Raw genomic sequence first — 24132 nt, forward strand, 5'->3', positions numbered from 1 at the left:
CGATTATGCTCGCGACGTAAGCAAATGCAAGTATCAATGTATACGTTCGGCCTAAATTTACGTTTTGTTAGCACTCGGGAACGGAAAGCAGCCGCTAAATCGCTGCTGGCAAGGAGGGCGTCACTGGCGCTTAGCGCCAGCGTTTAAAAATTAACGAGGTATTGATGCCGCCAAAAGCAAAATTATTACTTTGAATAAAATCGGTCTCTATGTGGCGCGGCCGGTGCATGATGTAATCCAGCGCCGCGCAGTCCGACGCTGGCTGCTGCAAATTAAGCGTGGGGGCAAACCAGCCCTCACGCATCATCTCAATACTCATCCAGGCTTCCAGCGCGCCGCAGGCGCCGAGGGTATGGCCAAAATAGCTCTTCAGCGACGAAATCGGCGTTCGATCGCCAAATACTGCCGCCGTTGCATGGCTTTCCGCAACGTCGCCGCGATCGGTTGCGGTACCGTGAGCGTTGATATAGCCGATATCCTGCGGCGCCAGCCCGGCGCTTTGCAACGCCCGCTCAATGCAGACCTGCATCGTTTGCCGCTGCGGCTGGGTGATGTGCGCCGCGTCGCAGTTGGTGTAAAAACCAACCAGCTCAGCCAGGATGGGGGCGCCACGCGCTTGTGCGTGATCCAGCGCTTCCAGAATCAGGGTTCCCGCCCCTTCGCCAATCACCAGACCGTCACGCGCGCTGTCAAAAGGCGACGGCGTGCTCTGCGGCCGATCGTTACGCTGGCTGGTGGCAAATAACGTATCGAAAACCGCCGCTTCCGACGGACATAGCTCCTCTGCCCCACCGGCCACCATCACCGTCTGATAACCATGGCGGATCGCCTCCCAGGCATAGCCAATAGCCTGACTGCCGGAGGTACAGGCGCTTGAGGTCGGGATCACCCGGCCGCGCAGGCCAAAAAACAGGCCGGCGTTAACCGCCGTAGTATGCGGCATCATCTGCACGTAGGTGGTGCCGGTAATATTATTGGTATGCTTTTCGGTTAGCATGGTGGCGAATTCGCTCACCGGCCCGGTGCTGCCGGTGGATGAGCCATAGGCAATGCCGGTCTCGCCATTAGTTAATACCGGATGGCCAATTAAGCCGGCCTGCTCCAGCGCCAGCTCGCTGGCGCGCGTTGCCAGCAGCGAAACCCGCCCCATTGAGCGAATGCGCTTGCGCGTATAGTGCTCTGGCAGGGTAAAACTGTCGATCGGTGCGCCGAGCTGCGTCAGCAGCCCCTGATAGACCTGCCATTCCGGCATATGGCGCACTGCGTTTTTCCCGAGCTTCAGGCCGTGGGCTACCTGCTCCCAGCGCTCGCCAAAGGCGGTCACGCCGCCCATGCCGGTGACGACCACCCGCTTCATCAGAGCATCCCCCCGTTAATCGAGATCACCTGGCGCGTGACGTAGGCAGCAATATCCGACATCAGGTAGCTGGCAAGTCCGGCCACCTCATCGGCCTGCCCCATACGCCTGAGCGGGATCATTTTCATCGCGTCGTCCAGCGCCTGCGGCGCCACCTCGACCATACCGGTGTCAATTAGCCCAGGGGCGATGCAGTTCACCGTAATCTTGCGCTTTGCCAGCTCAATCGCCAGTGCTTTGCTGGCACCAATAATACCGGCTTTCGCCGCGCTGTAGTTAACCTGTCCCCGGTTACCCATCAGGCCAGATACCGACGACAGCGTGATGATGCGCCCGCCGCTACGCAGGCCAATCATGGGCATAACGCAGGGGTGGATAACGTTATAAAAACTGTCGAGATTGGTCTGTATCACGCGGTCCCAGGCATCGTCGTCCAGCGCCGGAAACGCGCCGTCGCGGGTTACCCCGGCGTTGCTCACTACGCCATACCAGGCGCCGTGCAACGCGATGTCCTGCTCGATCGCCTCGCGGCACTGCTGGCGGTTCGCTACGTCAAACTGAAGCAGGCGGGCCGATCCGCCGGCCTGCTCAATCTGCTGACAGGTGGCCTGCGCGCCTTGAGCATCGGAATGGTAATGCACTCCAATGTTAAATCCGTCTGCCGCCAGGCGCAGCGCAATCGCCCGCCCGATGCCTTTGCTGGCCCCGGTGACCAATACTGAACGCGTCATCCGCTGATACCCTGTGTTAAAAGTTGCTGAAATTCTTCCTGTTCTGGCTGATAAGTATTCAGCCTTCCTGACGCCAGCAGCGCTGTGCCGTGGCGAATAGTGCCTTCAAAGCTGCCGACTTTGCCATCACGCATTAGCAGCGTAATTTCCACGTCCAGCAAAATGCCGGCGGCAAACTCCGCCTGCGCGGCGCGATATCCCCGCCCGCCCAGCAACATGCCGGGCTGGGGTTTTTCATCCTGATGCTGGCGGCCGTGCCAGCCAGACCAGACGCCGATTGTCTGGGCCAGAATCTCAATACCAAACCAGGCCGGTAGCGCGCCACGCTGATTAAGAAAAGGCGCCAGCACGCTGCTTTCGTTCACCATCACCTGACAGTGGGCACTATCTTCGCTCACCGCGATCACCCGCTCGATCAGCACCATTGGCGCGGCGTGAGGCAGATACCCGTGCGCTGGCTGAAACTCAGACATCCTGCCCCCGAAAAATCAGGCTGACATTATTACCGCCAAAAGCAAATGAATTGCTCATTATTACCGGCTGCGTCAGCGGCTGCGGCGCCTGCAGCAGACCGAACGGCGCCAGCGTTTCATCGTAGCGGCTGCGGGTAAAGTCCTGCCACGGCAGCGGCAATGACTCAGTCAGCAGCAGCCAGCACAAGGCCGCCTCGCCGATACCCGCCGCACCAAGCATATGGCCGGTAAGATGTTTGGTTGAGCTACAGGGCACCCGGTCGCCAAATATTGCCTGCACCACCCTGGCCTCGACCTCATCGTTGAGCGGCGTCGCCGTGCCGTGCAGGTTGATATAACCCACCTGCTCAGGCGCGATTCCCGCCTGCGTCAGTGCCATCCTGACAGCGCGAATGGCGCCCTCACCCTGCGGGTGCGGCGCCGACATATGCCAGGCGTCTGATGATTCCCCGACGCCCGCCAAAGCCACTGGCTGCGGCTCACGGGTCAACAGCATCAGGGCTGCCCCTTCGCCGATAGTAATACCATCGCGCGCGGCGCTAAAAGGCTGGCAGCGGCTTGATGATAACGACTCCAGGCTGTCGAAGCCATTTATCGGCATCCGGCTCAGCGTATCCGCGCCGCCGACCAACGCAACATCCACCAGTCCCGCCTCAATCAGGCGCTGACCGCTTATCACTGCCCTGGCGCTCGATGAGCAGGCGGTAGATAGCGTCCAGGCCGGTCCCTGGACATTAAGGTAAGCCGCCAGGAAGCGCGATGGATCGCCCAGCTCCTGCATTTCATAGTGATAACCGTCGCGGGCACCGCTGATAAAACGATCGCCTTCATCCAGCCCGGACGTGCTGGTGCCGAGAATAACGGCAATTCGCTGGCGGCCAACGCGGGCGATGGCCTCATCCACCGCTGGCGCTATCTGCGCCAGCGCTGCCAGCAGCAGCTGGTTATTCCGGCTATTGTGCGCAGCTAAGCGCGCAGGGATAGCCGGTAAATCGCCCTCAACGCAGCCAAGGTAGCAGGCACGGTCAGCGCTCAGCCAGCCGGTTTTAATTTGCATTCCCGGCGCATTTCCGTGCGCCAGGCTGCTGGCGCTAGTACGGAGATCGCGGCCAAGCGCGCTTATCATGCCGACGGCGGAAATATAAATCATGTTTAATCCAGATATTGAATCGTAATACGATAACCAAAAGCATACTGCTGAATGGTTATTGGCAATCGTTGATTAGCGCGCGTGATATAGCTTATTTCAACAACCGGCTTGCCATTACTGTCACTAAGGATGCGTCGATCCCCATGGTCCCTGAGCTGCCAGCCCGGCGGCAGGCGCTGTTGCCAGGCCGAAAGTGGCCAGCGGCTAAGTAAAATATCCGCCAGAACCTGGGCCGCAGGCGGCATCTTCGGCAGCATTACTGACTGCTGCGTATGCACGCCGCTGGCGTCATAGCGCAGCGTAAACAGGCGGATCCCCAGCGGCGACAGCCCGGCCAGATTGAGCCGCTCACCATCGGCACTCAGCAGCACCATCAATGACTGAGTTTTCCCCCCGAAGCGGCCGGTCAGCAGCTGCTGTTCGCTGAAGCCTGGCGAGATACCGGGCGCGGGCAGCGAGACCTTCACGCCGGGTTTCAGCCAGGCCTCCGGCTGCGATGTGCCCGCCGGCTGCGGGTGAGATGCACAACCGGATAATAGTAACAGTATGCCTGTCAGCGCTGAAGCTGCCCTCATGGCTTTCTCCTTTTGCCCGGTATTGCCAGCGGCGCCAGCAGCCAGGCGGTCATAATGCCGCAACAGAGTACCAGACCAAAGTCGGCAATCGCCGCCGTCTGGCTGAACACCAGCATTCCAAGGGTCAGCAGCGTGGTGGTCATCGCCAGGGTGACCGCTAGCAACGACGTCAACGGCGTACCGCGCGGATTACTGAAAAACAGGGTGTAATTTATGCCAATTCCCAACACCAGCACCAATGCCAGCAGCGAGAACAGATTAAGCGGCTGCCCACTGTATCCCAGCGCCGCCAGACCAGCCGCCAGCGACAGGCAGGACGGCACCATGCTTAACATCCCCTGACGCACGCCGAGGCGAATCAGATAACTCAGGCCAATTGCGCCCAGCGCGGCCAGCAGCAGGCCGCAAAGCAGCTGCCGATAAAATCCGAAAAGCTTATCAAAGCTGGCTTTACGATCGATCCAGGCAACGCCGGGCACCTGCTGTGCCAGCCCGGCCAGAGCAGCGCTGTTACCAACGCCGCTAACCGGTACCAGCACCGCGCTGCGCCCGTCTTTCAGGCTCAGCCACAGCAAGCGCCAGCCGCTGCTGTTGGGTGCGGCCAGCCACGCCTGCGGCGTCAGCGTCATTGCGGACAGGTCCGGTTTGCCGATGCTGATGCCGGCCTGTTGCAGCAGGCTCGCCACCTGCGGCGCTTGCTGACGCAGCAGCGCCAGCGAACGCTGCTGCTGCGCCAGCGACGGCAGCGGCAGCAGCCGGTAGCTCGCCAGCCAGCGTTTTTGCTGCGCCTGCTGTAACAGCGGCGTCAACTGCTCCAGTCGCTGCAGCGCTTCCTGTGGCTGCGCCGCGGAGACCAGGAACCAGCGCTGATCGCCCTGCTGCCCGGTAAGGCTGGCGACCTGGCGATCCTGCGCCAGCAGCGCGGGCGGCAGCGCCTGCAGCTGACTGATATCATCATTGATATGCAACCGACTCCAGCCAATAGCCGAAACCACAAGCACCGCCAGCGGCAAACCGAGCCGTAGCGCAGGCTTGCGCCGCCAGGCCACCAGCCAGCGCCCCATCAGCGCCACGTATGGCAGCGGGCGTACCGGCAAGCCTTTTACCAGAAGCGGATACCAGCAAACCACCGTCAGACAGGAGGCTGTCAGCCCCGCCGCGGCAAACACCGCCAGCTGACGCAGCCCCGGAAAGGGCGCCAGCAGCATAATCAGGTAAGCCATCACCGTCGTTGCCAGCGCCAGCAGCAGCGCGCGCGCAACTTTACCCAGACTTTCCAGCGGCGACAGATCGGCGCCGTGTACCCGACGTTCAGTCAAATAATACAGGGTGTAATCGGCGGAAATGCCGGTAATGCTGATGCTCATCACCAACGTCATTAAATGCATCTCGCCAAACAGCAGCAGGGTGGCGACCAGGCCTACCAGCGCGCCGATGCTAACCGAGAGTACGCACAGCAGCAGCGGTCGCAGAGAGCGAAACACCAGAAAGACCAGTAGCAAAACGCCAACGACGGTACCGGTTCCCAGGCGGGTGATGTCATGCTGCGCCTGCTGGCTGGCAAAGTCGCTGAAAAACAGGCTACCGCGCGTCAATAGCTGGGCGCCGGGCCAACGCTGCTGAAGCTGCTGCTGCGCCAGGCGTAGCGCGTCGGCGATACGATGCGCGCGCTGCATATCGTCAGGCGGCGCATTCAGCTCAGCATGGAGAAAGTACCAGCTGGCGCCGCTATCGTCTTTCGCCACCAGCCAGCCGTTTTGCAGTATCAGCCGGTTTCCCTGCTGCTGTAACGCCAGCTGCGCGCTGCGCACCAGCAGCAGCGGGTCGCGCTGCAGCTCCTGACGACCAACCCCGGCAAAGGCGGAATAAAGCTGACTGAGTATCCAGTCCGCCTGAGCCTGCGCGCCCTGCTGCAGCCGGGCGCGAGTGGCGCTGTCTACTAGCGCATTGCGATGCTGCCAGGCGAACAGGCCCCAGCGCTGCTGCCAGCGATCGTCAAGTGGCCCTTCAACCTCGCCGATACCGGCAATGCCGCGCACGCGCTGCAGCCAGTCCGTCGCCACCTCGCTTCCCGTCGCATTATCCGGCGCGCGTACCAGCCATACCAGCTGGCGGTCCAGCCGCTGGGTAAAACCGTGTTCGATTGCCGCTGGCACCCGCTGACTGTCCAGCGCCGGCAGCAAACTCATCACGCTGCTGTTAAGGGTTGCGCGCGGCCAGATCAGCAGCAGTGCGACGGCGAACGCCAGCACAATAGCCAGCCACAGGATAGCCAGCAGGCGATGACGCTCAGAAGTCAAAATAGTGCTGCTCCTGCGCGCTCAGTGTCGGCGGCGTAATACGCTGATTGCTGAAGGTAATCTCTGTGCTGTCCCCCTGGCGATCGTCGAGCGTAATCCGGTTAAGAAACTGCGCCCCTTGCAGCGTGATGCGGCGGAAAAGCTTATCCAGCGGCGAGGTGATCGGCGTCAGCGCCAGCTGCCAACTGCCATCGGCTGCCGGGGTAAAATCAAGCTGGAAATTTTCGTCCAGTACCCGGCGGTCAGCCTGGAACAGCGCGCGCAGCAGGTGATTAAACTGGAACATTTGTGGATTATTCGCCGCGGTAATAATCTGCGGCGGCTGGTCACTTACCGTCTGCACCATATGGCTATCATCGAGGACCAGCGTCATTTTGAACGGCGCGCTTTGTTGCCACCACAGGCCTTTTTTCTGCGCTATCAGCATCTGTCCATGGGATTTAAGCGGCTGCTTCATCCCCTCAATGTGGCGTACCTGACTGAAATCGGCACGCACCACCGGCTGGTTGGCGAAGCGCTGCTGCAGCTGCGCCAGGGTCACCGCCTGCGAAGCGCTGCTCAGCAGCAGCAACACGATCAGTAAGACGCCTCTCATAACGTGACTCCCAGTCGCTCCAGCAGGACCGGCGGAGAGACAAAATTAAGCGCTTGCTCTGCCAGAGAAACCGGCACCTGAATGGTATAACCCGTTGTGGTTCGCTGACCGCTCAGCGCATCAAAAATGACATAGTCGATGCGCAGACGGTTTTCATATTCACTGATGCTGGCCTTTACCCGAATCTGCTGCTCGAAGGTCAGCGAATGGCGGTACTTAACGCGGGTATCCACTACCGGCCACAGCCAGCCCGAGGCCTTCATCTCGCGATAGCCATAGTTAAAGCGGCCCAGCAACGCTTCGCGGGCGATCTCGAAATAACGAAAATAGTTGCCATGCCAGACCACCCCCATGGCATCCACGTCGTGGAAAGGGATGCTCAGCGCAATCTCAATAGACAAATCAGCATCGTTTGACACGTTCACTCCTGTTTCTCGTCGCCGCGCGGCCGATCAGGCAACTGCCAGAAATCGAAAAAATTAAACCAGTCCAGCGGCGCACGCAGCGCATAATGTTCCAGACGGCGGGCATAAAGGTCGACCGCCTGTTGTAACGCCTGCTGCCGGTTTTGCCGCGGTAAATCCAGCGGGTCGGCAAACGGCTCGCAGTGGATGCGCAGCATGCCCTGCTCACGCAGCGCAAACATCAGCAGCACCGGACAACGCAGCGCCGCAGCGAGCACGAATGGCCCCTGCGGAAAGGGCGCCTGACGCCCCATAAAAACACTCCAGATAACCCGCCGCACGCCGCCGCGCTGGCGGTTAATCGCCGTACGATCGCCGACAATCGCCACCCATTCACCCGCGTCCAGCTTCTGACGCAGTAAAATGGCGGTTTCCGGCCCGATGTTGCTCACCGGTATCAGATGACTGCTGGCCTGCGGCGCGATACGCTGCATCATATGCTGAAAGCGCGCTGCGTTATCGGTAAATACCAGGGCGTTGATAGTCAGGCCGCTCAGCCGCTGCGCCAGCGCCCGGCAGGCTTCTATTTCCCCCAGATGCGAAGCCAGAATGAGCTTACCGCCGCCGCTGCCAGCGCTGGCGCGCAGCATCTCTTCTGCGCCCGGGGCAAAATCGATATCTCTTCCCCAGCGTAAATCACCGCGCCAGCTGGCAACCTTGCCCAGCATTGCCTGACCAAAGCGCAAAAAATGGCGATAGCTGCCAAGGGGCGCCGGCAACGTCAGCTGGCGCTGGCGCGCAACGTCGCCGACCAGGGCCAGCCACTGCTTTGACGCCGCGCGCGCCTGGTGGCCGCTCAGCCAGTAAAAGCCGACCACCGGCCATAGCAGCAAGGTAAAAGGCCCCTTACCCAGCCGCTGATAGACCCACAGCATCAGGCGCATCCCCCACAGCCCTTTGCGCTCTGCCGTTCCGGCCCAGTGCCGCTGCTGCCGACGCTGAGCCAGCAGCGACGGAATACGCGCCAGCATGCCGAAAAATAGCCGGGTGTGCATCCAGGAAATGCGCAAATTATCGTGCAGAGCATCAAAGTGGGAAATGCCGTCCGGGGGGTAGGTCACCCGGGTTGGGATAAAGCGGCTGGGGGTGCCGCGCCAGTAAAGACGCACCATAACCTCGGTGTCAAAATCCATTCGCTGACCGATTGGCCGGCTGGCGATCAGCGCGCAGGTTTCCGCCAGCGGATAGACGCGAAAGCCGCACATACTGTCTTTGATCGACAACGAAAGCGTTTCGATCCACACCCAGAAATGGGTCAGGTAACGACCGTACAGTCGCGATTTTGGGATCGAGTTATCATAGCGCGGCCAGCCGGAGATCAGCGCCTGTGGATGCCTGCGCGCCTCCGCCAGCAAACGGGGAACATCTTCAATCTGGTGTTGGCCGTCGGCGTCAAGCTGGACAGCATGGCTAAAGCCAGCATCGGCGGCGGCCTGCAAGCCGCGGATAACCGCCGCCCCTTTGCCAGCGTTCTGTGACAGACGGATAAGCGTCAGCTGCGGGGCGCGCAGCTCAGCTAAGGCCTGCTGCGTAGCGCTGTCACTGCCATCATCGACCACAAATACCGCCAGATCATAAGGCGCAAGGCGCGCCATCACCGCAGCCATCGCGGCACCGTGGTTATAGCAGGGAATGACCACGCAGGGGCGGAAATCGCTCATTGCCGTAGCCCCAGCTTGCCGCTGCTAACCTGCTGACCATCGCCAACGCGTTGGTAGCTGAAAATTACCTGTCCTCTCTCTGCGCGCCATTCCAGATGCAGCATCAGATGCTGCCCCGGCTGCACCGGCTGTTGAAACTTGATGTTTTCAACGCTGGCAAACTGCCAGCCCGGCGCCAGCATTTGCTGTGCGTACTGAATCACCCAGTCCAGCTGAGCCACGCCGGGCAGTATTGGCTGCTGCGGAAAGTGGCCGCTGAACCACGGTAAATCAGCGTTGATTTGCATCCCGACCCAGGCTTTATCGCCCAGGCATCCGCGCTCCAGCTCAACGGGCAGCATTAAATAATTCCTCCAGCTGATGCCAGTCGCGTTTGCTCTGGCTGTTAAGGGGAATAGCATCCACCGTGCGCCAGTAGCGAGGGATCGCCACCGGTTCCAGCCACGGGCGCAGCGCCTGACGCCAGCGCAGTCCGTTAAACTCACCGGCGGCCGACGGGTCAATAACCAGCACCGCGCCAACCACGCTGCGCCCTTCCCGCTTCAGTACCAGCACCGCCGCGTCATGCACGCCGGGAAGCGTCATTAAACGGCGCTCCACGTCGCTAAGGGACACCCGTTTATCTTCAATTTTGACGATGCGGTCATAGCGCCCGGCCAGGCTAAAGCCCTCACCGTCGAAATGGAGCCGATCGTCAAGCAACATCCCGTCGGCTGAGGCGATCAGCGGCGACTGGACGCGCCAGCGCCCATCAGGCGCCGGGGAAAAACGCACCGGCGCAAAAGGTTGCCAGAGAACGTTCCTGCCGTCGCTGCGCCGGGTAGCGATAATGCCGGTTTCACTACTGCCGTAAATTTCATCAATCGCCACGCCGAGCCAGTCGGCGGCCAGGGCCGCATCGCCCGCGCAAAGCTCGCCGCCGGCGGAAACCACCAGCGCGCATGGCGGTGCCGACAACTGGCTATCCAACCGGCGTAAAAAGGCTGGACTGCTGACCAGCAGATAGCGGCGCGCGCGCGCTAACGCGCTGAGCTGCTCGCTGAAAGCAATTTGATCGCTGTGAAAGGTCAGACCCAGCGCCATCGGCAGCATGATGCGAAATGTCAGCCCGTAGAGGTGCTGATGGCTGACGCTGGAGATCACCGTTAAATTCCGCAGGCGTTCGCCCCACGCCTGGCTCAGCCAGCGGATCTCTTCATCCAGGCAGGCTACCGGCTTTACCACTTCGCGCGGCGCGCCGGTAGAGCCTGAGGTAAAGAGGATCAGCGTCGCGTCAGGCATTATGACGGGAAGTTTGCCATCGCTTTGCTGCACGGCAAGCGGCAGCTGCTGGCAGAAAACCTCCAGCGCCAGCGGAATATCACTTAGCACGGCATCAAAACTGGCTCGCTGTTCGTTAAGCAGCGCCGGACGCAGATGGCCGGGGATCACCGGTACTTTACCGCTGTGCAAGGTGGCCAGCAGAGCAACCAGAAAATCATAGCTTTGTTCAAAACACAGCGCCCAGCGTAATTCTTGTCTGAGGCTCAGCCAGCAGCACAGCGTCTGCACGTCCTGGCGCAGCTGCTGTTGACTGATGATTTTGCCATGGCGAATCGCTACCGGCGCTGCCCGATTTGCGCTCAGCCATGCTGCCAGCGGCACCGTTGCCGTCATTTCGCCGCCCTCACCCGTCGCCGGATAAACCACTCCGTCACCATCATCACGGCAATACAGCCGTAGCTGAGGCCGCCGTTCCAGATAATCCAGTGGTTGAGGTTGCCTTCAACGCAGGTGATTAAGGCAATGGTACCGTTGAATAAAAAGAAAACGCACCAGACCTGCGTCACCCGGCGGGTATAGCGAACGCCCGCAGCGGACAGCTCCGGCTCCTGCAGGCGAGCCAGCCGTTCTACCAGCGGCATTGCACTGCGCAGCGAGGCGGCAAATAGCAGCAGCAAAATAACGTTCACCGCGACCGGATACCACAGCAGCAGGTGGGTTCGCTGCAGCAGCAAGCTGGCCGCCGTCAGCAGAATACCCGCCGCCGCCAGCCAGCGTCCCCCCGCAGCCAGCGCCGTTTTGCCGTTGCGCAGCGCGATGACTCGCAAAATAAACACCAGCATCAGCAGTGGAATTAAACCGCGCCACTGCGGGTGAGTAAGACTCAGCCAGACCAGCAGCGGCCAGCAGATCACCGCCAGCCAGCCGAGAAAGCGCATCCCCCTACGCACCTGCTGTTTATCCCTGCTGAATCAGCCGTTCCACCGCATCAACGACGTCCTGTACGGTGCGAACTGATTTGAACGTTTCCGGCGCAATTTTTCTGCCAGTATGCTTTTGCAGATGGACGATCATGTCTACCGCATCAATACTGTCTAACTCAAGATCTTCATACAGCCGCGATTGCGGCTGTATATCCTGCGGATTGAGTTCGAACAATTTAACCAGCAGGTCAGTGACTTCCTGATAGATATCATTTTTTTGCATCATACTTTCTCGTTCTTTATCAGGTGCTAAGCGCGCCGCGTTGCTGGCTGATGAAAGCGGCCAGCGTTGCCACCGAATAGAAATGCTGGCGCATCTGCTCGCTTTCCGCCGACAGCACCACGCCATAGCGATTTTTTACCGCCAGGCCAAGTTCCAGCGCGTCGATGGAATCCAGGCCCAAACCCTCACCGAATAGCGGCGCTTCGGTTTCAATATCATCGACGCTTAGCTCTTCCAGGTTAAGCGTATCAATAATCATCTGCTTAATTTCAGTAGATAACTCTGCCATAGAGGTTTCCGAAAAGTTAATAATGCTGTGGTGTCAATGCCGACTCTAAATAGCGGGTTAGCCGACGCGCCGCCAGTGAAGGTGCATGTGGATTATCGTTTTTAAAGTCATTAACTGAAAGCCGTTCGCCAACCACGACTGAAAACACCGGTTTTTGCGCTGGGATTTGATACCAGCGATGTTGCTTAGCCAACGTGGGCTGACTGCATACAATATGTACCAGCCGAAGATCGCAGTCACAGCGCAGCGCAATATTCGCCGCACCGCGCTGCAGTTTTAACGGCTCTCCCGGTCTGGTGCGAGTGCCTTCCGGAAAAATCATAATTACATCGCCTTTCATCAGCCGGCGCCGGGACTCAGCCAGCAGGGTATCTGACTGACTGTTTATCAGATAATCCGCAGCTTTAATCACCCCGCTAAAAAACAGGTTGCGCTGTAGCTCCGCCTTGACCAGGCAGTCAACCTCCGGCATTACCGATGCCAGTAACACGTAGTCGATAAGCGTGGGGTGGTTTGCCACCACCAGACAACCGCGATCGCTCTCCAGCTTCTCCGCGCCCTCAATACGGTAATCAAGCACCCCTGTCGCTCTGGCGCAGCGTAAAAAACAGCGAAAGCTGGCAGCGATACTGCGCCTTGCTCTGCACTGCCGCTGCTGCGCGTCGCGCTGAAACAACAGCAGCAAATTAAACCACAGTAGCGAAAGCAGCATGCCGCCGAGGCCGAATAAGGCAAAGCAGCAGGCGGTCATCGCGCCGCGCCACAGACGATTGAGTCGCTGCCCCATCTCACTGGCCGACCGCTGATTATTCACTATGGCGATCCCACTGCCAGCTCAGCCGATCGCCTGCCAGGGTGAAATGCTCGCTTTCAGCTAACAGGTGATGCAGGAATTGCAGGCTTTGCGGCAGGGCTTCCTGTTTTTCAGACTGCGCCGGCAGTGCGCGACATTGCCACTGGTCGCCCGCCGTCAACAGCAATGCCACTGCATAGGGCCAGGTCGGGGTATTTTCTGGCAACCAGGGATGGTAACAATCGGGAATAGCGCCATCAAAATCAACCAGCATCACCTGCTGATAACCTGCGCAGTGCAGCGTTGCCACCTCAACCAGACCCTGTTGAAATGAATCAATGCCTGCCGCCAGAGACGAGGTAATCAGCGGCGCTTTAGCGGCAAGGGTCAGACTGCCGGCGGCGGCGTTGTGCACGGACATAGTGAAATCGGTCGGGGAAAGCGGCTGTTGCTGCGCCAGCGCCGTCAGAATACGTAAATTACGCTCCAGCTCACCGTGGCGGCTGGTGAATACCGCAGCCTGCGGCTGATTACGCGCCAATAATGCCATCGCGCAGTCAACCGCCGCCCGGCTGCCGCTGTTAAGGCGTCGGGCGGTCATCATCGGCAAGTGCTGACTCTTAGCCAGCGGCTGCGTCGCGTCAATGGTTGCAGCCTGGCGGGCCCATTCGGCCCAGTCGCCCGCTGTCGCCAGTCCCGGCGCGCTGGCCTGCCAGTCAAGAAGTCGGAAGGCTAGTTTCATGCGATGTCTTCTACTACAGGAATAAGCCGCGTTTGCTATGGTTATCGGGTTGTATACGCGCGTTATTCAAACTGGTTTATTTGTCAGCACGCTTCAGTCTCGCCTGCCGGTGTACAACGCCGAATCCTCTGGCTTAAACACAGTGTCAGAGGGCATATTTCAGCGTGGCGAAAAACTGCTGGCAAAAAAGAATTTAATAACTCTCTGAGCGCGCTGCCGTTTTAATTTTATGTTAATCCAGGCGGATAAAGTGGTGCATTTTAGCATTTAATGCCGAATAAACTGAAGAAGTAAATTCGGAGGCAAACCAGCGGCCGGAACAGCACCGCCAGCGCGTTAGGGCGTTCAGGGTGAGGGCTGCCATCCGCCGCCGAGCGCGCGGTAGAGGTCAATTTGCGCCAGCAGTAAATTATTTTTTACCTGCACCAGGTTAAGCTGGGTAGTAAAGAGGGTTCGCTGCGCATCCAGCTCATCCAGGTAGGAGGCGTAGCCATTCTGATAGCGGTTATGGGCAATACGCAACGACTCTTGCGTCACCCACAGCTGCGTTTCCAGTTCTTTTAGCTGCTGCTGACCACGATCGATGGCGTCCAGATCGTTATTCACCTCGCTGAAGGCGTTTCGCACGGTTTTCTCATAAGCGTACAGCGCCTGATTACGCTGCGACATCGAAACATCGACCTGCGCGGTCAGCGCCTCGCGGTTAAAGATCGGCGCCAGTACGCTGCCGCCAATGCTCCATAGCCGGAACGGGTTTTCCAGCAGCTGATAAAGCTGCCGACTCTGCAAGGTACCGCTGGCGGTCAGATTGAGCGAGGGTAGCAGTTTGGCTTGCGATGAGCGCAGCGATGCATCAGCCGCCAGCAGCGTTCGCTCAGCCTGAACGATATCCGGACGACGCTGTAACAATGCCGACGGCAGCACCGCCGGCAGCGACTGCGGCATAAGGTGATCGAACGCCCGGCTGCGAGCTATCTGGCGCGGGTTCATACCGACCAGCACGCTCAGCGCGTTTTCCTGCTGGGCGACCTGATGTTGCAGCTGCGGAATTTGCGCCTTTGCCGTCTGATATTCCGATGCGGACTGTAACCATTCCTGCCGCGAGCTATAGCCGGCATCATACTGCCTTTTAGCCAGCCGCAGCGAATTCTCCCGACTGGCAAGGGTACCGCGCGTCACCCGGAGCTGCTCATCAAGCGCGACCAGCGTCATATAGCCAGAGGCGACCGAACTGGCGATGGTCAACTCGGCGGCAGACGCTGCAGCCTGCTGAGCGGCCAGCGACTGGCGCGCCGCCTCGATGCTGTTGCTGCGCGCGCCCCATAAATCAACCTCATAGTTCGCCTCCAGCAATCCCTGAAAAACAGCGTACTCATAGGGCTGACCGGTGACCGGCGACATCGCGCGGGCATGGGTTGCATTCGCCCCGACTTGCAGCGTCGGATAGTCGCCGCCGTTAGCCGCGCGCAACTGGGCGCGGTACTGGTCGACGCGCGAGCGGGCAATCAGAATATCCGGGTTATTGCGCAGCCCCTGCTCCACCAGTCGGTTTAGCGCCGGGTCACCAAATGCGTGCCACCAGCCAGCCTCAACCGGCGCTGATGGACCGAACTGATCACGCCACTGCAAAGGTATCGGCAGCGATCGCGGCGCTTTTTCCACTTCGGTTGAACATCCCAGCAGTAATAGCGTCAACGTCAGCATCAGAGCGCGCCATTTCATTTCGGGTTCTCCTGATGACGATTTTTTGCAGCAGTATCAATGCGCACCTCAACCGACATGCCGGGACGTAAATGCGCGGCGTTGCGGCTGGTAACCTTAATGCGCACCGGAATGCGCTGAGCGATTTTGACAAAGTTGCCCGTGGCGTTGTCCGGCGAAATCGCGCTGAACTCAGAGCCGGCCGCCGGAGAGATAAACTCAACCTCGCCGTCAAATCGCTCCCCGTTGAGCGCGTCCACGGTAAAGCTGGCCGGCAGGCCGGTACGGATACGCGCCAGCTGGGTTTCTTTGAAATTGGCCACCACCCATACTGCCTGCGGCACCAGGGACGTCAGCCGGGTGCCGGCGCTAACGTAGGCCCCCTGACGTACCGCAATTTGTCCCAGCTGTCCGGCCTGCGGCGCGACAATGCGCGTGTTATTCAGATCGATTTGCGCCAGCTCCAGCGCAGCGGCGGCGCTGGCGACATCAGCGTCCAGCGATGCCCGATTGACGATCACCGTTTGCAAGTCCTGGCGGGAAACGTTCAGCGTTGCTTTTGCCTGGGCGACTGACGTCACCATCTGCGCGTTGCTGGCGCGCGAAGCGTCGCGCTCGCGCAATGACAATGATCCATCGGTGACCAGATTCTCTACCCGCTTCAGGTCCAGACCGCTTTTTACCGCCTGAGCTTTGGCATTTTCCAGCGCGGCCTCGTTGCGCACAATGACCGCTTCGGCGCTGCGTCGCTGCTGTAAGTTATTCGCCAGGGCGGCTTTTTTCATCGCCAGCTGCGCCTGCGCCTGATGCACCCGCTGGCGGTATATCCGATCGTCAATGGTCATTAGCCGTTGCCCCTGACGCACCGGCTGATAATCCTGAACATCCACGGTCGTTACGTAACCGCTGACCTGAGGGCTGATAAAGGTTACCTGGCCGCGTACATAGGCATTTTCAGTGCTCTGCACCTGACTGGTGAAGGGCCAGAGCTGCCAGGCGTATAAAATGACCAGCACGCCAATAATGGCAATGCCGGCGCCAAAGGCGATCGACAAAACGCGCAGCTTGTTGGCATTGTCACGAGCGTTGGCCTGATCCTGTTCCTGCTGACTCATTATTTCCCCGCAGTAATCGCTGAAGATGATTGTTGCATTGCCCGCCGGGCCGCCAGCTCGGCGGCCGCTTCACGTTTCGCCTGCTGCCTCTTGAGATAGTGCTGGCGCAGCACGCGCCATACCGCCCAAATCAGAGTCAGCATGGCCAGTCCGGCAGTAAGCATATAGGTGTCGTTATAGGCCAGCACGTTAGCCTGCAGCGTGGCGGCCGACTGAAGCTGTACTACGCTTTGAGCCGCGCTTAGCGTACTGTCATTCAACAGGCTGCTGAACTGACTGGCATACTGCGACAGGCGCTCGGTAACGTTGGGATCAAGATAATTAAGCTGATCGCCTAACAGGTTAGAATGATATTTCTCACGCCAGTTCTGAAACGTTCCCAGCAGCGCGGAACCAATCAGGCCGCCCAGATTCTGACTCATGCCAAACAGTACCACCAGGCTTATCAGGTTTTTCGGCTGCTGTACGACGCTGCCGATATTGATCAGCAGCGCCGGCGCAATAAAAAAGGCGCTGCTGAATCCCAACAGGAACTGGCTGAAATACATGTTGTTGCCACGGGTCAGCGGGCTTGACTGCGCATCCATCAGCGAAGCCAGCATAATCAATAATAGCGACAGCAGAATGGGCCAGTTCAGATGCTTAACGTTAATCGTCAGGGCGCTGGTAATCATGCCGGCAATGACACCCAGCAGGATCGCCAGCGCCAGCCCTTGCATCTGATCGTTTTGCAGACCGAGCTGCTGTAAAAAACCGATCGCCCCGGTATTCTGCTCGGCAAGCGTCACGCGCAGCATAATCATGACGATCCCAAGGCGGACGATTTCTCCACGCCCCAGCCAGCGGGTATTAATCAGCGGATTGGCGCGGTTATGTTCGAGCACCACGGCGGCAACCACCAGCACCAGCCCCAGCGCTGAGCAGATCCCCAGCCAGGGCGTGCTGGTCCACCATTCGATGCGCCCTAATGACAATACCGCGCAAAATAATCCCATTCCCGGCGCCATCAGTAAGAAGGTGAGAAAATCTTTTTTCTCAAAGACCCCCCGATAGCGCTGACTCGGCGGCAGTTTCAGCACCAGCACGCCGCCAAGGCAGATCATTGCCAGTCCCAGTTCGAACAGATAAAGCCCGCGCCACTCTTCCAGCTCCAGCAGCTCGGTGGAAAACAAGCGCGCCAGCGGAATAGCCAGCTGCGAAGCAGCCAGGCCTATCGCCAGCGCCTTAAGCCGGTGGCGCGCCGGCCATGCCTGAATCTGGTAATAAATACCTAATGAACTTAGCGCTGCGGCCACCATGCCATGGGCGGTGCGCACCACGATCGCCGAGCTGAGGTCATTGACCAGCAGATGAAAAAAAGCCACCAGCACGTAGAGCACCAGAAAGGCTTCAGTAAACGTACGCAGGCCAAACTGCTGACGAAATTTCACCAGCAGCAGATTGATTGAAATATTGCCCATTACATAGACGGCGGGTAGCCAGGCTATTTCATTGTTGTAGGCGCCGAAAACCCCCTGCAAATTGGTTAAATTTGCCGTCACTAGCGCGTTACTCAGCGCGCCGGTCACTGAAATCAGCAGGCCGATAATGCCAAAGGCTACGCGTTTATGGTTAGGATGCACCGGCGTTGAAGGCGAACCCGGCATCATCGGCTGAGTTCCGGGCTCCCATTCACGCGGCGCATAAGGATCCGGGCGCTCAGCCAGTCGCTGGCGAATGCTTTTCACCCTACTTTTCTCCGATCGCCGTCAGAAGCTGTTTAAGCACGCGTTCGGTAATTTTCAGCTCCTCGCTGTTAATATCAGCCAGCAGTTCGTGACGTAACGCATCCGCTTCCAGACGCAGCTTTTCATACAGCTGATAACCCACTTCGGTGACATACAGCAGCCGTTTACGCCGGTCTTCCGGCGGCTGAATACGCTCGACCAGCTTCTGGCGCACCAGGCGATCGATCAGCGGTACCACGCTGGCATCCTCCAGCCCCATCGCCTGCGCTAACGCCTTTTGCGTCATCGGCTGCGGCTCGATAGCCAGGGTAGCAACGGCCATCCAGCTGCTCATGCTCAGGCCATTGTCTTTCATTCGGCGATCGATAGCCTGGCGCCACGCATGGGCCGTGAGATGAAGTAGTCTTGAGAAATTGAGTTCCTGAGCCGTTAACACATAGCTACCTAATGGTTAGAGATCTAACTAAAACTGCCTGATTATAATCAGCAGCCATCCCGTATTGGAAGGTAGCTGATTATAAATTTTAGTGATAATTTTTCTCACCGCTTGTCTGCACAGGATTTTACATCGTACTCTGGCAGCTATCTTATTGCTGACGATGGAGACGCTATGCCCTCACCCACGCCGCACTGGGTTAGCCTCACGCACGATGCGGTCAGCGGTATTGAGGCGATCCGCGCTCACTTTACCGGTCATGCCTACGACCCGCATTTTCACGATAGCTATCTGGTTGGTGTAACCGAGCAGGGAGTGCAGCAATTTCATTCCCGGCGCCAGCGTCACCGCAGCCGACCCGGTACCAGCTTTTTACTTGAACCAGGCGATCTGCATGACGGCGATGCCATCGATGAACAGGGCTTCACCTATCGCATGCTCTACCTTGCACCCCAGTGGCTGCAGGCGGAGATGGCGAACATCTGGCAGGACAAGCTGCCGGCGGGTGAGCTGCAGTTTGCCGCAACGCTTGCTCAGGATAAGCGCCTGGCCGCCGCGGTGTTTCATGCCTGCCAGACATTTTTCGATGATGAAAGCGCGCTGATAAAAGAAGCCGGTCTGCAGCAGCTGCTGACCAACCTGGTGCGCCATCAACGCTGGTTCAGTCCGCAGAGGGTCGCCGCCGCACCGCGTCTGGCATACGCCTTGCGCGATTATCTTTGCGATAATCTGGCGGAAAACATCACGCTGCAACAGGCGGCGCACGCGCTGCAGGCAGACAGATTCCGCCTGACGCGAGCCTTTCAGGCTGAGTTCGGTCTGTCACCCCATGCCTGGCTGATCCAGAAGCGCCTGAATGCGGCGCGTCAGATGCTCGCCTGCGGCATGCAGCCGGCAGCCGTTGCCTTTCAAACCGGCTTTGCCGACCAAAGCCACCTTGGCCGCTGGTTCCGCCGCGCTTTTCAGCTCACTCCGGCACGCTATCGCCAGCGCTGCACAAATCTTCCAGACGTGGCGAGCTAACCAAGGTAAGTTGCGGTTTTCCCTCTGCAAGCGAGTTCGCGATGAAAGAAGAGCGCTGCGTCCTGATTATTAATCCCTCTCTGGCCCCGGGTAAAACGGCTAATGCCGCAGCGGTAATGGCGTTGACCGTCGGCCAGCGCCACCCACATCTGGTCGGCCCGGCGCTGACCGATGGCAGTGGCCTGAGCTGGCCGGGCCTGATTCCGACCGGAATTCCGGTACTAAGCGCTACGCCAGCGGTTCTGTCGACGCTGCTCAGTAGCGTACTGAGTCAGAATTTTGACGTGGTGATCTTTCCTGAACAGGGTCAGATGACAACGGACTATGCCGCGTTCAGCGCCGCCGTTGCCGAAGTCACCACGGATGCGCTGCCGCTGCTGGGGATTGCCGTGACCGGTGAGAAGAAAGCACTGCGCAAATTTACCGCCGGTTTATCCCTGTTTGCCTGAAAGCATGGCGGCCAGTTGCGGGAAAATCTGTAGAGGGTTGCCGATGACAGCAGCTAAGTCGCCTTAAGTTTGAGCTGATATGTTGATTTCATCGCCCGGTCATCGCCGCTGGAGAAATTTAGGTACGGCGGAAAAATTTCAATGGTGCCGGTCGTGGGTGGGCAGTAATCGCGAAAAAGATTCTGAAACTAAGAATAACCATAGAAAAAAACCGCCCGAAGGCGGTCATGACATTGCTTACACAGCTTTGTTTTTATTTGGTTTTTATAATCGGTAGCGGTGGTGCCCGGGGCGGGACTTGAACCCGCACAGCCTAATGGCCGAGGGATTTTAAAAACTATCAATGAGCCTTACAAATCATAACTTTATGACTTATAAGGCTTTTACTAATGGTGATATGCGGTGATATCAGGTGATGACTGGTATTTTGCTGCCACTATTTAAAGCGCTAGATTTAACTGATCCCTTCCATAGTGAGACGCCGGGAAGGCATCGCGGGGGATGAAATCAGGCGGTAACGGTGCAACGCCTGCACGCTTTGTTACCTCCCTTTCCACGCTGTTAAGCGTGGTGAATGATCGGCTACATTCCAGATTCTGACACTGGTGATATTGCCGGATTGTCATATCGGTTATTTTACGGCTGGTACGGGTGCGGGCCATAGCGCCGCAAAATGGACATCTGAACATAATGATGGCTCCCCTGTGGGAGTTGAACTCCATTTCATTTTATTCAGTTTCCGCTATCCAGTCAGGTATTTTCGCTTCCAGCTCCAGCCGGGTGGTAAAGCCGTTGTCGTCTATGACGTGCTCAGCACGTGCAATAATCCAGTCCTGATTATCTATTTCATCCTTAAAACCGCTAACCATGACGTGCATTTCAGGGTAAAGCTCAGCGCGGCCACGCGCCAGGGTGATCGAAAACTCTGCTGCGCCACGCTGAAGCTGTTGCCACTTTGCCGCCGCCGCACGTTTCGCCGCCTCTTCATTCTGGTAGGTTTTGCGCAGCACATAAACGTTACCGTCTGCTCCCTCCATGTAATCGCCCTCACGGCTGCTGCTCTTCTCTTTTTTGGGCTTTGCAGGTTTGCGGCGCTTAACGCTGACCTTTTTCTTTTTGCCAAAATTCAGATCCAGCCAGTAAGCCCGAACACCGGTATAGGCATCCCGATCGGCAATACGAAAGCGATGCCGGTCGCCACTTGTGCGGTCAATACTGGCAGAGGGGAGCGCCTTCCCGTCAGCGGTCACATCACCACCCGGCAGGATAAACAGCAGACTGCCGTTCTTAACGGTGGCAATTGCGCCCAGCATGTCCGCCATGCGGGTAAGGAATGACATATCGCTTTCCTGCGTCTGGTCGGCGTGATCAATCTCAATATCTATGAGCATTTCACTGATCTGCGCCTTCAGTCCGTATCGGTGCGCTATTGCCGACACAACGCGCTCAACGCTCACTTCATGCCATGAAACTTCGCGCTTTACGTTGAATTCTTCACGAAAATCAGCGCTGCGGGCAGTAACGCCAATGGTATCTGCTGGGCCTTCATGGGAAACCTCGTCAACCGTGTACAGCCCCTTGTAAATCAGTGGTTCACCCAGCCAGCCAAATGATACGGCAAGCTCAGCCCCGCGCGGCGGCAGTGCAACCATACCGTCACTGTCATCAATGGAAATAGATAGCTGATCGGCATCAAAGCCCCTGTTGTCCGTCAGTGACAACGACATGATCCGATCATCAAGCTGCGTCAGTACCTTGCCGCCCATCGTAATGCTGAATCCTGGACTTTTTACCGCCTCGGTAAGTGAATCGTTATAACTGCTGACGGCGTCGTTAAGTGATTTGGTCAGGTCTGTAAGTGCCATGCTTTCCCCCTTCTTCCGGCGAAGGATCCCACGCGCGCGGGAGAGACCAAATCGGTTTTTGTTGTCGCCGTCCGGCCAGACCCGCAATAGCGTGAGTGGCGCTCAAACATGGGGGATTATCACTGCGAACTCAATAACGTAATGGTGGAAACTATGGCGGAAGATCGCTTTCATGGTGCCCGCATCCGGGAGAATACCGACCTTGTGGCGGCTATCAATGACATTGAATCGAATGTCATTGGGGTCGTCGCCGTGGCGGATGATGCCGATGCGGAAGCCTTTCCCCTGAATACCCCCGTGTTAGTAACGCGGGTTAACAACGTGCTGGGTAAGGCGGGTAAAACCGGCTCCCTGTACAAAACGCTTAAAGCCATCGCTGACCAGACCAGCCCGAAGGTGATCGTTGTGCGCGTGGCAGCAGCTACGGAAGAGCAAGGCGGTAAAACGCAGGCACAGCTTATCATGGGGGGCACGGCAGAAGACGGCAGCTATACCGGCATGTACGCATTCCTGACGGCAGAACAGAAGGTCGGCTATCGTCCGCGCATTCTGGCTGTGCCGGGATACGACACGGAAGAAGTGACCTCCGCGTTGTGCGTCATTGCGCAAAACCTGCGCGCGTTTGTTTATGCCAGTTGCTACGGCTGCAAGACGATGGCGGAAGCTACTGCCTACCGCGCAACCTTCGCCTACCGCGAACTTATGCTTATCTGGCCTGATTTCATCGCTTATAACCCGCTGACCGGAGAGAACGAAACCTTCCCTGCCCCGGCGTATGCCTGCGGCCTGCGTGCGCTGATTGACAACAATCAGGGCTGGCACAAATCGCTTTCCAACGTGTCAGTCAACAACGTGCTGGGTATTTCTCAGGATGTTTTCTGGTCGCTTCAGGCTGAAGACAGCGACGCGAACGAACTGAACAACAAGGAGATCACGACGCTTATCAAGCGTAACGGTTTCCGGTTCTGGGGAAACCGCGTCACGGATACCAAAGATTACATCTTTGAGGTTTATACCCGTACCGCCCAGATTCTGGCTGACAGCATTGCGGAGGCTCAGTTTGAGGCCATTGACGAGCCGCTTACCCCGGCCAACGTCAAGGACGTGGTCAGCGGTATCAGCGGGAAACTCAGCTCACTGGTGACGCAGGGGCGGCTAATCGGCGCTGAATGCTGGTTTGATATCCTGGATAACCCGGCAACCGGTCTCCGTCAGGGTCAGGTGCGCATTCGCTATAAATATACGCCGGTTCCGCCGATGGAGGATCTGACGATGTATCAGACCTTCACCGATGAATACTTTGAATCTGCGTTCTCTTCGCTGGGAGGTGCATAAATGGCGGTTCCTCACAAACTGCGCCTGTTCACCTGCTTTGTGAACGGCAGCAATTGCATCGGCAAAGTCTCTTCCGTGACGCTGCCAAAGCTGACACGCAAGACAGAAGACTTTCAGGGCGGCGGGATGATTGGCTCCGCTGCGGTGGATCTCGGTCTGGACAGTGGCGCACTCGATACAACGATGGTGGTTGGCGGTCTGGTTCAGTCGCTTTTGCTGAACTACTGCGGCGATATCGACGAGACCCGCTTCCGCTTCGCCGGTGAGTATTACACCGATGGTGAAAGCCTGCTGGTTGAGGTCGAACTGCGCGGCCGCATCACCGAAATGGACGGCGGCGAAAGCAAGCAGGGAGAAGATACCTCCGTCAGCTACACGATGAAGAACACTTATTACAAACTCACCATCGACGATAAGCCGCTGTTTGAGTTTGATCTGCTGAACTTCATCTACAAGAAAGACGGCAAGAATATCTACCCTGACCGCATTACGTCTGCGCTGGGAATGGGTAACTGATTAACCTGATAAGTGGCGGCACAGCCGTGCCGCCCGGAGTATTCAACAATGAGCAAAAAAAACGATAACGCCATTACGCTGGCAAAACCCGTTGTTCGCGGCGATGAGAAAATTACTCAGGTAACGATCACGGATGAGATCAAACAGGCTGGCTCCCTGCGCGGGCTGAAGCTGGTTAACGTGATGAATATGGATGTGGATTCGGTGGCGGTACTGCTGACCCGCGTCACGTCACCACGCCTCAAGCAGACCGAAATCAACGAAATGGATACCCGCGATTTTGTCAGCCTGTCAGAAGCGCTCGTCCCTTTTTTGACGCCTGCGGGGTCTGGAGCATCGAGCGAGGCGGAGACGGAGAATCAGTAA

At 58.1% G+C, this 24132-nt stretch carries 27 protein-coding genes; 5 read left to right on the plus strand and 22 right to left on the minus strand.

All coding sequences use genetic code 11. From position 1 onward, the window contains the following. Positions 1 to 130: 130 nt before the first annotated feature. The 20 genes from BTJ39_RS06530 to BTJ39_RS06625 all read right to left on the minus strand — a co-directional run bounded on the left by BTJ39_RS06530 (position 131) and on the right by BTJ39_RS06625 (position 18497). On the minus strand, positions 131 to 1357 hold the full coding sequence (locus BTJ39_RS06530; RefSeq protein WP_078001877.1) for a beta-ketoacyl-ACP synthase: 1227 nt from the start codon (positions 1355 to 1357) through the stop codon (positions 131 to 133). Continuing rightward, positions 1357 to 2088: a 3-ketoacyl-ACP reductase FabG2 gene (locus BTJ39_RS06535; protein ID WP_078001878.1), complete on the minus strand. Its 732-nt coding sequence runs from the start codon at positions 2086 to 2088 to the stop codon at positions 1357 to 1359. Before BTJ39_RS06535 ends, BTJ39_RS06530 begins: the two co-directional genes overlap by 1 nt. Next, positions 2085 to 2561, minus strand: a complete 477-nt coding sequence (locus tag BTJ39_RS06540) for a hotdog family protein (protein ID WP_078001879.1) — start codon at positions 2559 to 2561, stop codon at positions 2085 to 2087. Before BTJ39_RS06540 ends, BTJ39_RS06535 begins: the two co-directional genes overlap by 4 nt. After that, complete coding sequence (locus BTJ39_RS06545; protein WP_078001880.1) at positions 2554 to 3711, minus strand: beta-ketoacyl-[acyl-carrier-protein] synthase family protein; 1158 nt, start codon at positions 3709 to 3711, stop codon at positions 2554 to 2556. Before BTJ39_RS06545 ends, BTJ39_RS06540 begins: the two co-directional genes overlap by 8 nt. 2 nt (positions 3712 to 3713) lie before the next feature. Then, positions 3714 to 4286, minus strand: a complete 573-nt coding sequence (locus BTJ39_RS06550; RefSeq protein ID WP_078001881.1) for a DUF3261 domain-containing protein — start codon at positions 4284 to 4286, stop codon at positions 3714 to 3716. Beyond that, complete coding sequence (locus tag BTJ39_RS06555) at positions 4283 to 6586, minus strand: MMPL family transporter (RefSeq protein WP_078001882.1); 2304 nt, start codon at positions 6584 to 6586, stop codon at positions 4283 to 4285. Before BTJ39_RS06555 ends, BTJ39_RS06550 begins: the two co-directional genes overlap by 4 nt. Next, on the minus strand, positions 6576 to 7181 hold the full coding sequence (locus BTJ39_RS06560; protein WP_078001883.1) for an outer membrane lipoprotein carrier protein LolA: 606 nt from the start codon (positions 7179 to 7181) through the stop codon (positions 6576 to 6578). The genes BTJ39_RS06555 and BTJ39_RS06560 overlap by 11 nt, the downstream gene beginning before the upstream one ends. Continuing rightward, entirely contained in the window at positions 7178 to 7600 is a 423-nt protein-coding gene (locus tag BTJ39_RS06565; RefSeq protein ID WP_078001884.1) for an acyl-CoA thioesterase, read from the minus strand. The genes BTJ39_RS06560 and BTJ39_RS06565 overlap by 4 nt, the downstream gene beginning before the upstream one ends. Before the next feature lie 2 nt (positions 7601 to 7602). Continuing rightward, positions 7603 to 9306, minus strand: coding sequence for a glycosyltransferase family 2 protein (locus BTJ39_RS06570; RefSeq protein WP_078001885.1), 1704 nt, complete (start codon positions 9304 to 9306; stop codon positions 7603 to 7605). Further along, positions 9303 to 9647 (minus strand): 3-hydroxyacyl-ACP dehydratase FabZ family protein, encoded by a 345-nt coding sequence (locus BTJ39_RS06575; protein WP_078001886.1) that lies wholly within the window; start codon positions 9645 to 9647, stop codon positions 9303 to 9305. Before BTJ39_RS06575 ends, BTJ39_RS06570 begins: the two co-directional genes overlap by 4 nt. Then, positions 9634 to 10962: an AMP-binding protein gene (locus BTJ39_RS06580; RefSeq protein ID WP_078001887.1), complete on the minus strand. Its 1329-nt coding sequence runs from the start codon at positions 10960 to 10962 to the stop codon at positions 9634 to 9636. The genes BTJ39_RS06575 and BTJ39_RS06580 overlap by 14 nt, the downstream gene beginning before the upstream one ends. Then, positions 10959 to 11507, minus strand: coding sequence for a COG4648 family protein (locus BTJ39_RS06585; protein ID WP_078001888.1), 549 nt, complete (start codon positions 11505 to 11507; stop codon positions 10959 to 10961). The genes BTJ39_RS06580 and BTJ39_RS06585 overlap by 4 nt, the downstream gene beginning before the upstream one ends. 19 nt (positions 11508 to 11526) lie before the next feature. Beyond that, positions 11527 to 11778 carry an acyl carrier protein gene (locus BTJ39_RS06590; RefSeq protein ID WP_078001889.1) on the minus strand — a complete coding sequence of 84 codons (252 nt, stop codon included), beginning with the start codon at positions 11776 to 11778 and terminating at the stop codon, positions 11527 to 11529. A gap of 16 nt (positions 11779 to 11794) precedes the next feature. Then, on the minus strand, positions 11795 to 12064 hold the full coding sequence (locus BTJ39_RS06595) for a phosphopantetheine-binding protein (RefSeq protein ID WP_078001890.1): 270 nt from the start codon (positions 12062 to 12064) through the stop codon (positions 11795 to 11797). Positions 12065 to 12080: 16 nt separating this feature from the next. Beyond that, entirely contained in the window at positions 12081 to 12851 is a 771-nt protein-coding gene (locus BTJ39_RS06600; protein WP_078002105.1) for a lysophospholipid acyltransferase family protein, read from the minus strand. Between the two features lie 19 nt (positions 12852 to 12870). Beyond that, the gene (locus BTJ39_RS06605; protein ID WP_078001891.1) at positions 12871 to 13599 is read right to left on the minus strand and encodes a beta-ketoacyl synthase chain length factor; all 729 of its coding nucleotides are present in this window, start codon (positions 13597 to 13599) and stop codon (positions 12871 to 12873) included. Between the two features lie 345 nt (positions 13600 to 13944). Next, complete coding sequence (locus BTJ39_RS06610) at positions 13945 to 15321, minus strand: efflux transporter outer membrane subunit (protein WP_078001892.1); 1377 nt, start codon at positions 15319 to 15321, stop codon at positions 13945 to 13947. Next, positions 15318 to 16415 (minus strand): HlyD family secretion protein, encoded by a 1098-nt coding sequence (locus BTJ39_RS06615; protein WP_078001893.1) that lies wholly within the window; start codon positions 16413 to 16415, stop codon positions 15318 to 15320. The genes BTJ39_RS06610 and BTJ39_RS06615 overlap by 4 nt, the downstream gene beginning before the upstream one ends. Further along, positions 16415 to 18064 (minus strand): MFS transporter, encoded by a 1650-nt coding sequence (locus BTJ39_RS06620; RefSeq protein ID WP_078002106.1) that lies wholly within the window; start codon positions 18062 to 18064, stop codon positions 16415 to 16417. Before BTJ39_RS06620 ends, BTJ39_RS06615 begins: the two co-directional genes overlap by 1 nt. Before the next feature lie 79 nt (positions 18065 to 18143). After that, positions 18144 to 18497 (minus strand): MarR family winged helix-turn-helix transcriptional regulator, encoded by a 354-nt coding sequence (locus tag BTJ39_RS06625; protein WP_078001894.1) that lies wholly within the window; start codon positions 18495 to 18497, stop codon positions 18144 to 18146. Positions 18498 to 18752: 255 nt separating this feature from the next. On the opposite strand from BTJ39_RS06625, the gene BTJ39_RS06630 reads away from it, so the two are divergent. Both BTJ39_RS06630 and BTJ39_RS06635 read left to right on the plus strand, forming a co-directional pair. Next, positions 18753 to 19601 (plus strand): AraC family transcriptional regulator, encoded by an 849-nt coding sequence (locus tag BTJ39_RS06630; RefSeq protein WP_078001895.1) that lies wholly within the window; start codon positions 18753 to 18755, stop codon positions 19599 to 19601. Between the two features lie 41 nt (positions 19602 to 19642). Continuing rightward, positions 19643 to 20050: a DUF2000 domain-containing protein gene (locus tag BTJ39_RS06635; protein WP_078001896.1), complete on the plus strand. Its 408-nt coding sequence runs from the start codon at positions 19643 to 19645 to the stop codon at positions 20048 to 20050. A 440-nt stretch (positions 20051 to 20490) separates the two neighbouring features. Here BTJ39_RS06635 and BTJ39_RS06645 read toward each other — a convergent pair whose 3' ends face one another. Next, positions 20491 to 20739 (minus strand): ogr/Delta-like zinc finger family protein, encoded by a 249-nt coding sequence (locus tag BTJ39_RS06645; RefSeq protein ID WP_078002107.1) that lies wholly within the window; start codon positions 20737 to 20739, stop codon positions 20491 to 20493. A gap of 39 nt (positions 20740 to 20778) precedes the next feature. Beyond that, a complete protein-coding gene (locus BTJ39_RS06650) occupies positions 20779 to 21915 on the minus strand; it encodes a contractile injection system protein, VgrG/Pvc8 family (protein ID WP_078001898.1) in 1137 nt (378 codons plus the stop codon). A 153-nt stretch (positions 21916 to 22068) separates the two neighbouring features. Between BTJ39_RS06650 and BTJ39_RS06655 the strand changes: the two genes are divergently transcribed. The 3 genes from BTJ39_RS06655 to BTJ39_RS06665 are packed head-to-tail and all read left to right on the plus strand — an operon-like array spanning position 22069 to position 24132. Beyond that, complete coding sequence (locus tag BTJ39_RS06655) at positions 22069 to 23250, plus strand: phage tail sheath subtilisin-like domain-containing protein (protein WP_078002108.1); 1182 nt, start codon at positions 22069 to 22071, stop codon at positions 23248 to 23250. Next, positions 23251 to 23766, plus strand: a complete 516-nt coding sequence (locus tag BTJ39_RS06660) for a phage major tail tube protein (RefSeq protein WP_006117904.1) — start codon at positions 23251 to 23253, stop codon at positions 23764 to 23766. A 48-nt stretch (positions 23767 to 23814) separates the two neighbouring features. Continuing rightward, complete coding sequence (locus BTJ39_RS06665) at positions 23815 to 24132, plus strand: phage tail assembly protein (protein ID WP_045292898.1); 318 nt, start codon at positions 23815 to 23817, stop codon at positions 24130 to 24132.

Source organism: Izhakiella australiensis (assembly GCF_002006995.1).
GTDB classification, from domain to species: domain Bacteria; phylum Pseudomonadota; class Gammaproteobacteria; order Enterobacterales; family Enterobacteriaceae; genus Izhakiella; species Izhakiella australiensis.

Bases quoted from the DNA above. Each gene is read 5' to 3' on its own strand.
- BTJ39_RS06530 (WP_078001877.1), bottom strand. From the start codon at position 1,357: ATGAAGCGGGTGGTCGTCACCGGCATGGGCGGCGTGACCGCCTTTGGC.
- BTJ39_RS06535 (WP_078001878.1), bottom strand. From the start codon at position 2,088: ATGACGCGTTCAGTATTGGTCACCGGGGCCAGCAAAGGCATCGGGCGG.
- BTJ39_RS06540 (WP_078001879.1), bottom strand. From the start codon at position 2,561: ATGTCTGAGTTTCAGCCAGCGCACGGGTATCTGCCTCACGCCGCGCCA.
- BTJ39_RS06545 (WP_078001880.1), bottom strand. From the start codon at position 3,711: ATGATTTATATTTCCGCCGTCGGCATGATAAGCGCGCTTGGCCGCGAT.
- BTJ39_RS06550 (WP_078001881.1), bottom strand. From the start codon at position 4,286: ATGAGGGCAGCTTCAGCGCTGACAGGCATACTGTTACTATTATCCGGT.
- BTJ39_RS06560 (WP_078001883.1), bottom strand. From the start codon at position 7,181: ATGAGAGGCGTCTTACTGATCGTGTTGCTGCTGCTGAGCAGCGCTTCG.
- BTJ39_RS06570 (WP_078001885.1), bottom strand. From the start codon at position 9,306: ATGAGCGATTTCCGCCCCTGCGTGGTCATTCCCTGCTATAACCACGGT.
- BTJ39_RS06575 (WP_078001886.1), bottom strand. From the start codon at position 9,647: ATGCTGCCCGTTGAGCTGGAGCGCGGATGCCTGGGCGATAAAGCCTGG.
- BTJ39_RS06580 (WP_078001887.1), bottom strand. From the start codon at position 10,962: ATGACGGCAACGGTGCCGCTGGCAGCATGGCTGAGCGCAAATCGGGCA.
- BTJ39_RS06585 (WP_078001888.1), bottom strand. From the start codon at position 11,507: ATGCGCTTTCTCGGCTGGCTGGCGGTGATCTGCTGGCCGCTGCTGGTC.
- BTJ39_RS06590 (WP_078001889.1), bottom strand. From the start codon at position 11,778: ATGATGCAAAAAAATGATATCTATCAGGAAGTCACTGACCTGCTGGTT.
- BTJ39_RS06595 (WP_078001890.1), bottom strand. From the start codon at position 12,064: ATGGCAGAGTTATCTACTGAAATTAAGCAGATGATTATTGATACGCTT.
- BTJ39_RS06600 (WP_078002105.1), bottom strand. From the start codon at position 12,851: ATGGGGCAGCGACTCAATCGTCTGTGGCGCGGCGCGATGACCGCCTGC.
- BTJ39_RS06605 (WP_078001891.1), bottom strand. From the start codon at position 13,599: ATGAAACTAGCCTTCCGACTTCTTGACTGGCAGGCCAGCGCGCCGGGA.
- BTJ39_RS06610 (WP_078001892.1), bottom strand. From the start codon at position 15,321: ATGAAATGGCGCGCTCTGATGCTGACGTTGACGCTATTACTGCTGGGA.
- BTJ39_RS06615 (WP_078001893.1), bottom strand. From the start codon at position 16,415: ATGAGTCAGCAGGAACAGGATCAGGCCAACGCTCGTGACAATGCCAAC.
- BTJ39_RS06620 (WP_078002106.1), bottom strand. From the start codon at position 18,064: ATGATGCCGGGTTCGCCTTCAACGCCGGTGCATCCTAACCATAAACGC.
- BTJ39_RS06625 (WP_078001894.1), bottom strand. From the start codon at position 18,497: ATGAAAGACAATGGCCTGAGCATGAGCAGCTGGATGGCCGTTGCTACC.
- BTJ39_RS06630 (WP_078001895.1), top strand. From the start codon at position 18,753: ATGCCCTCACCCACGCCGCACTGGGTTAGCCTCACGCACGATGCGGTC.
- BTJ39_RS06635 (WP_078001896.1), top strand. From the start codon at position 19,643: ATGAAAGAAGAGCGCTGCGTCCTGATTATTAATCCCTCTCTGGCCCCG.
- BTJ39_RS06645 (WP_078002107.1), bottom strand. From the start codon at position 20,739: ATGTTCAGATGTCCATTTTGCGGCGCTATGGCCCGCACCCGTACCAGC.
- BTJ39_RS06650 (WP_078001898.1), bottom strand. From the start codon at position 21,915: ATGGCACTTACAGACCTGACCAAATCACTTAACGACGCCGTCAGCAGT.
- BTJ39_RS06655 (WP_078002108.1), top strand. From the start codon at position 22,069: ATGGCGGAAGATCGCTTTCATGGTGCCCGCATCCGGGAGAATACCGAC.
- BTJ39_RS06660 (WP_006117904.1), top strand. From the start codon at position 23,251: ATGGCGGTTCCTCACAAACTGCGCCTGTTCACCTGCTTTGTGAACGGC.
- BTJ39_RS06665 (WP_045292898.1), top strand. From the start codon at position 23,815: ATGAGCAAAAAAAACGATAACGCCATTACGCTGGCAAAACCCGTTGTT.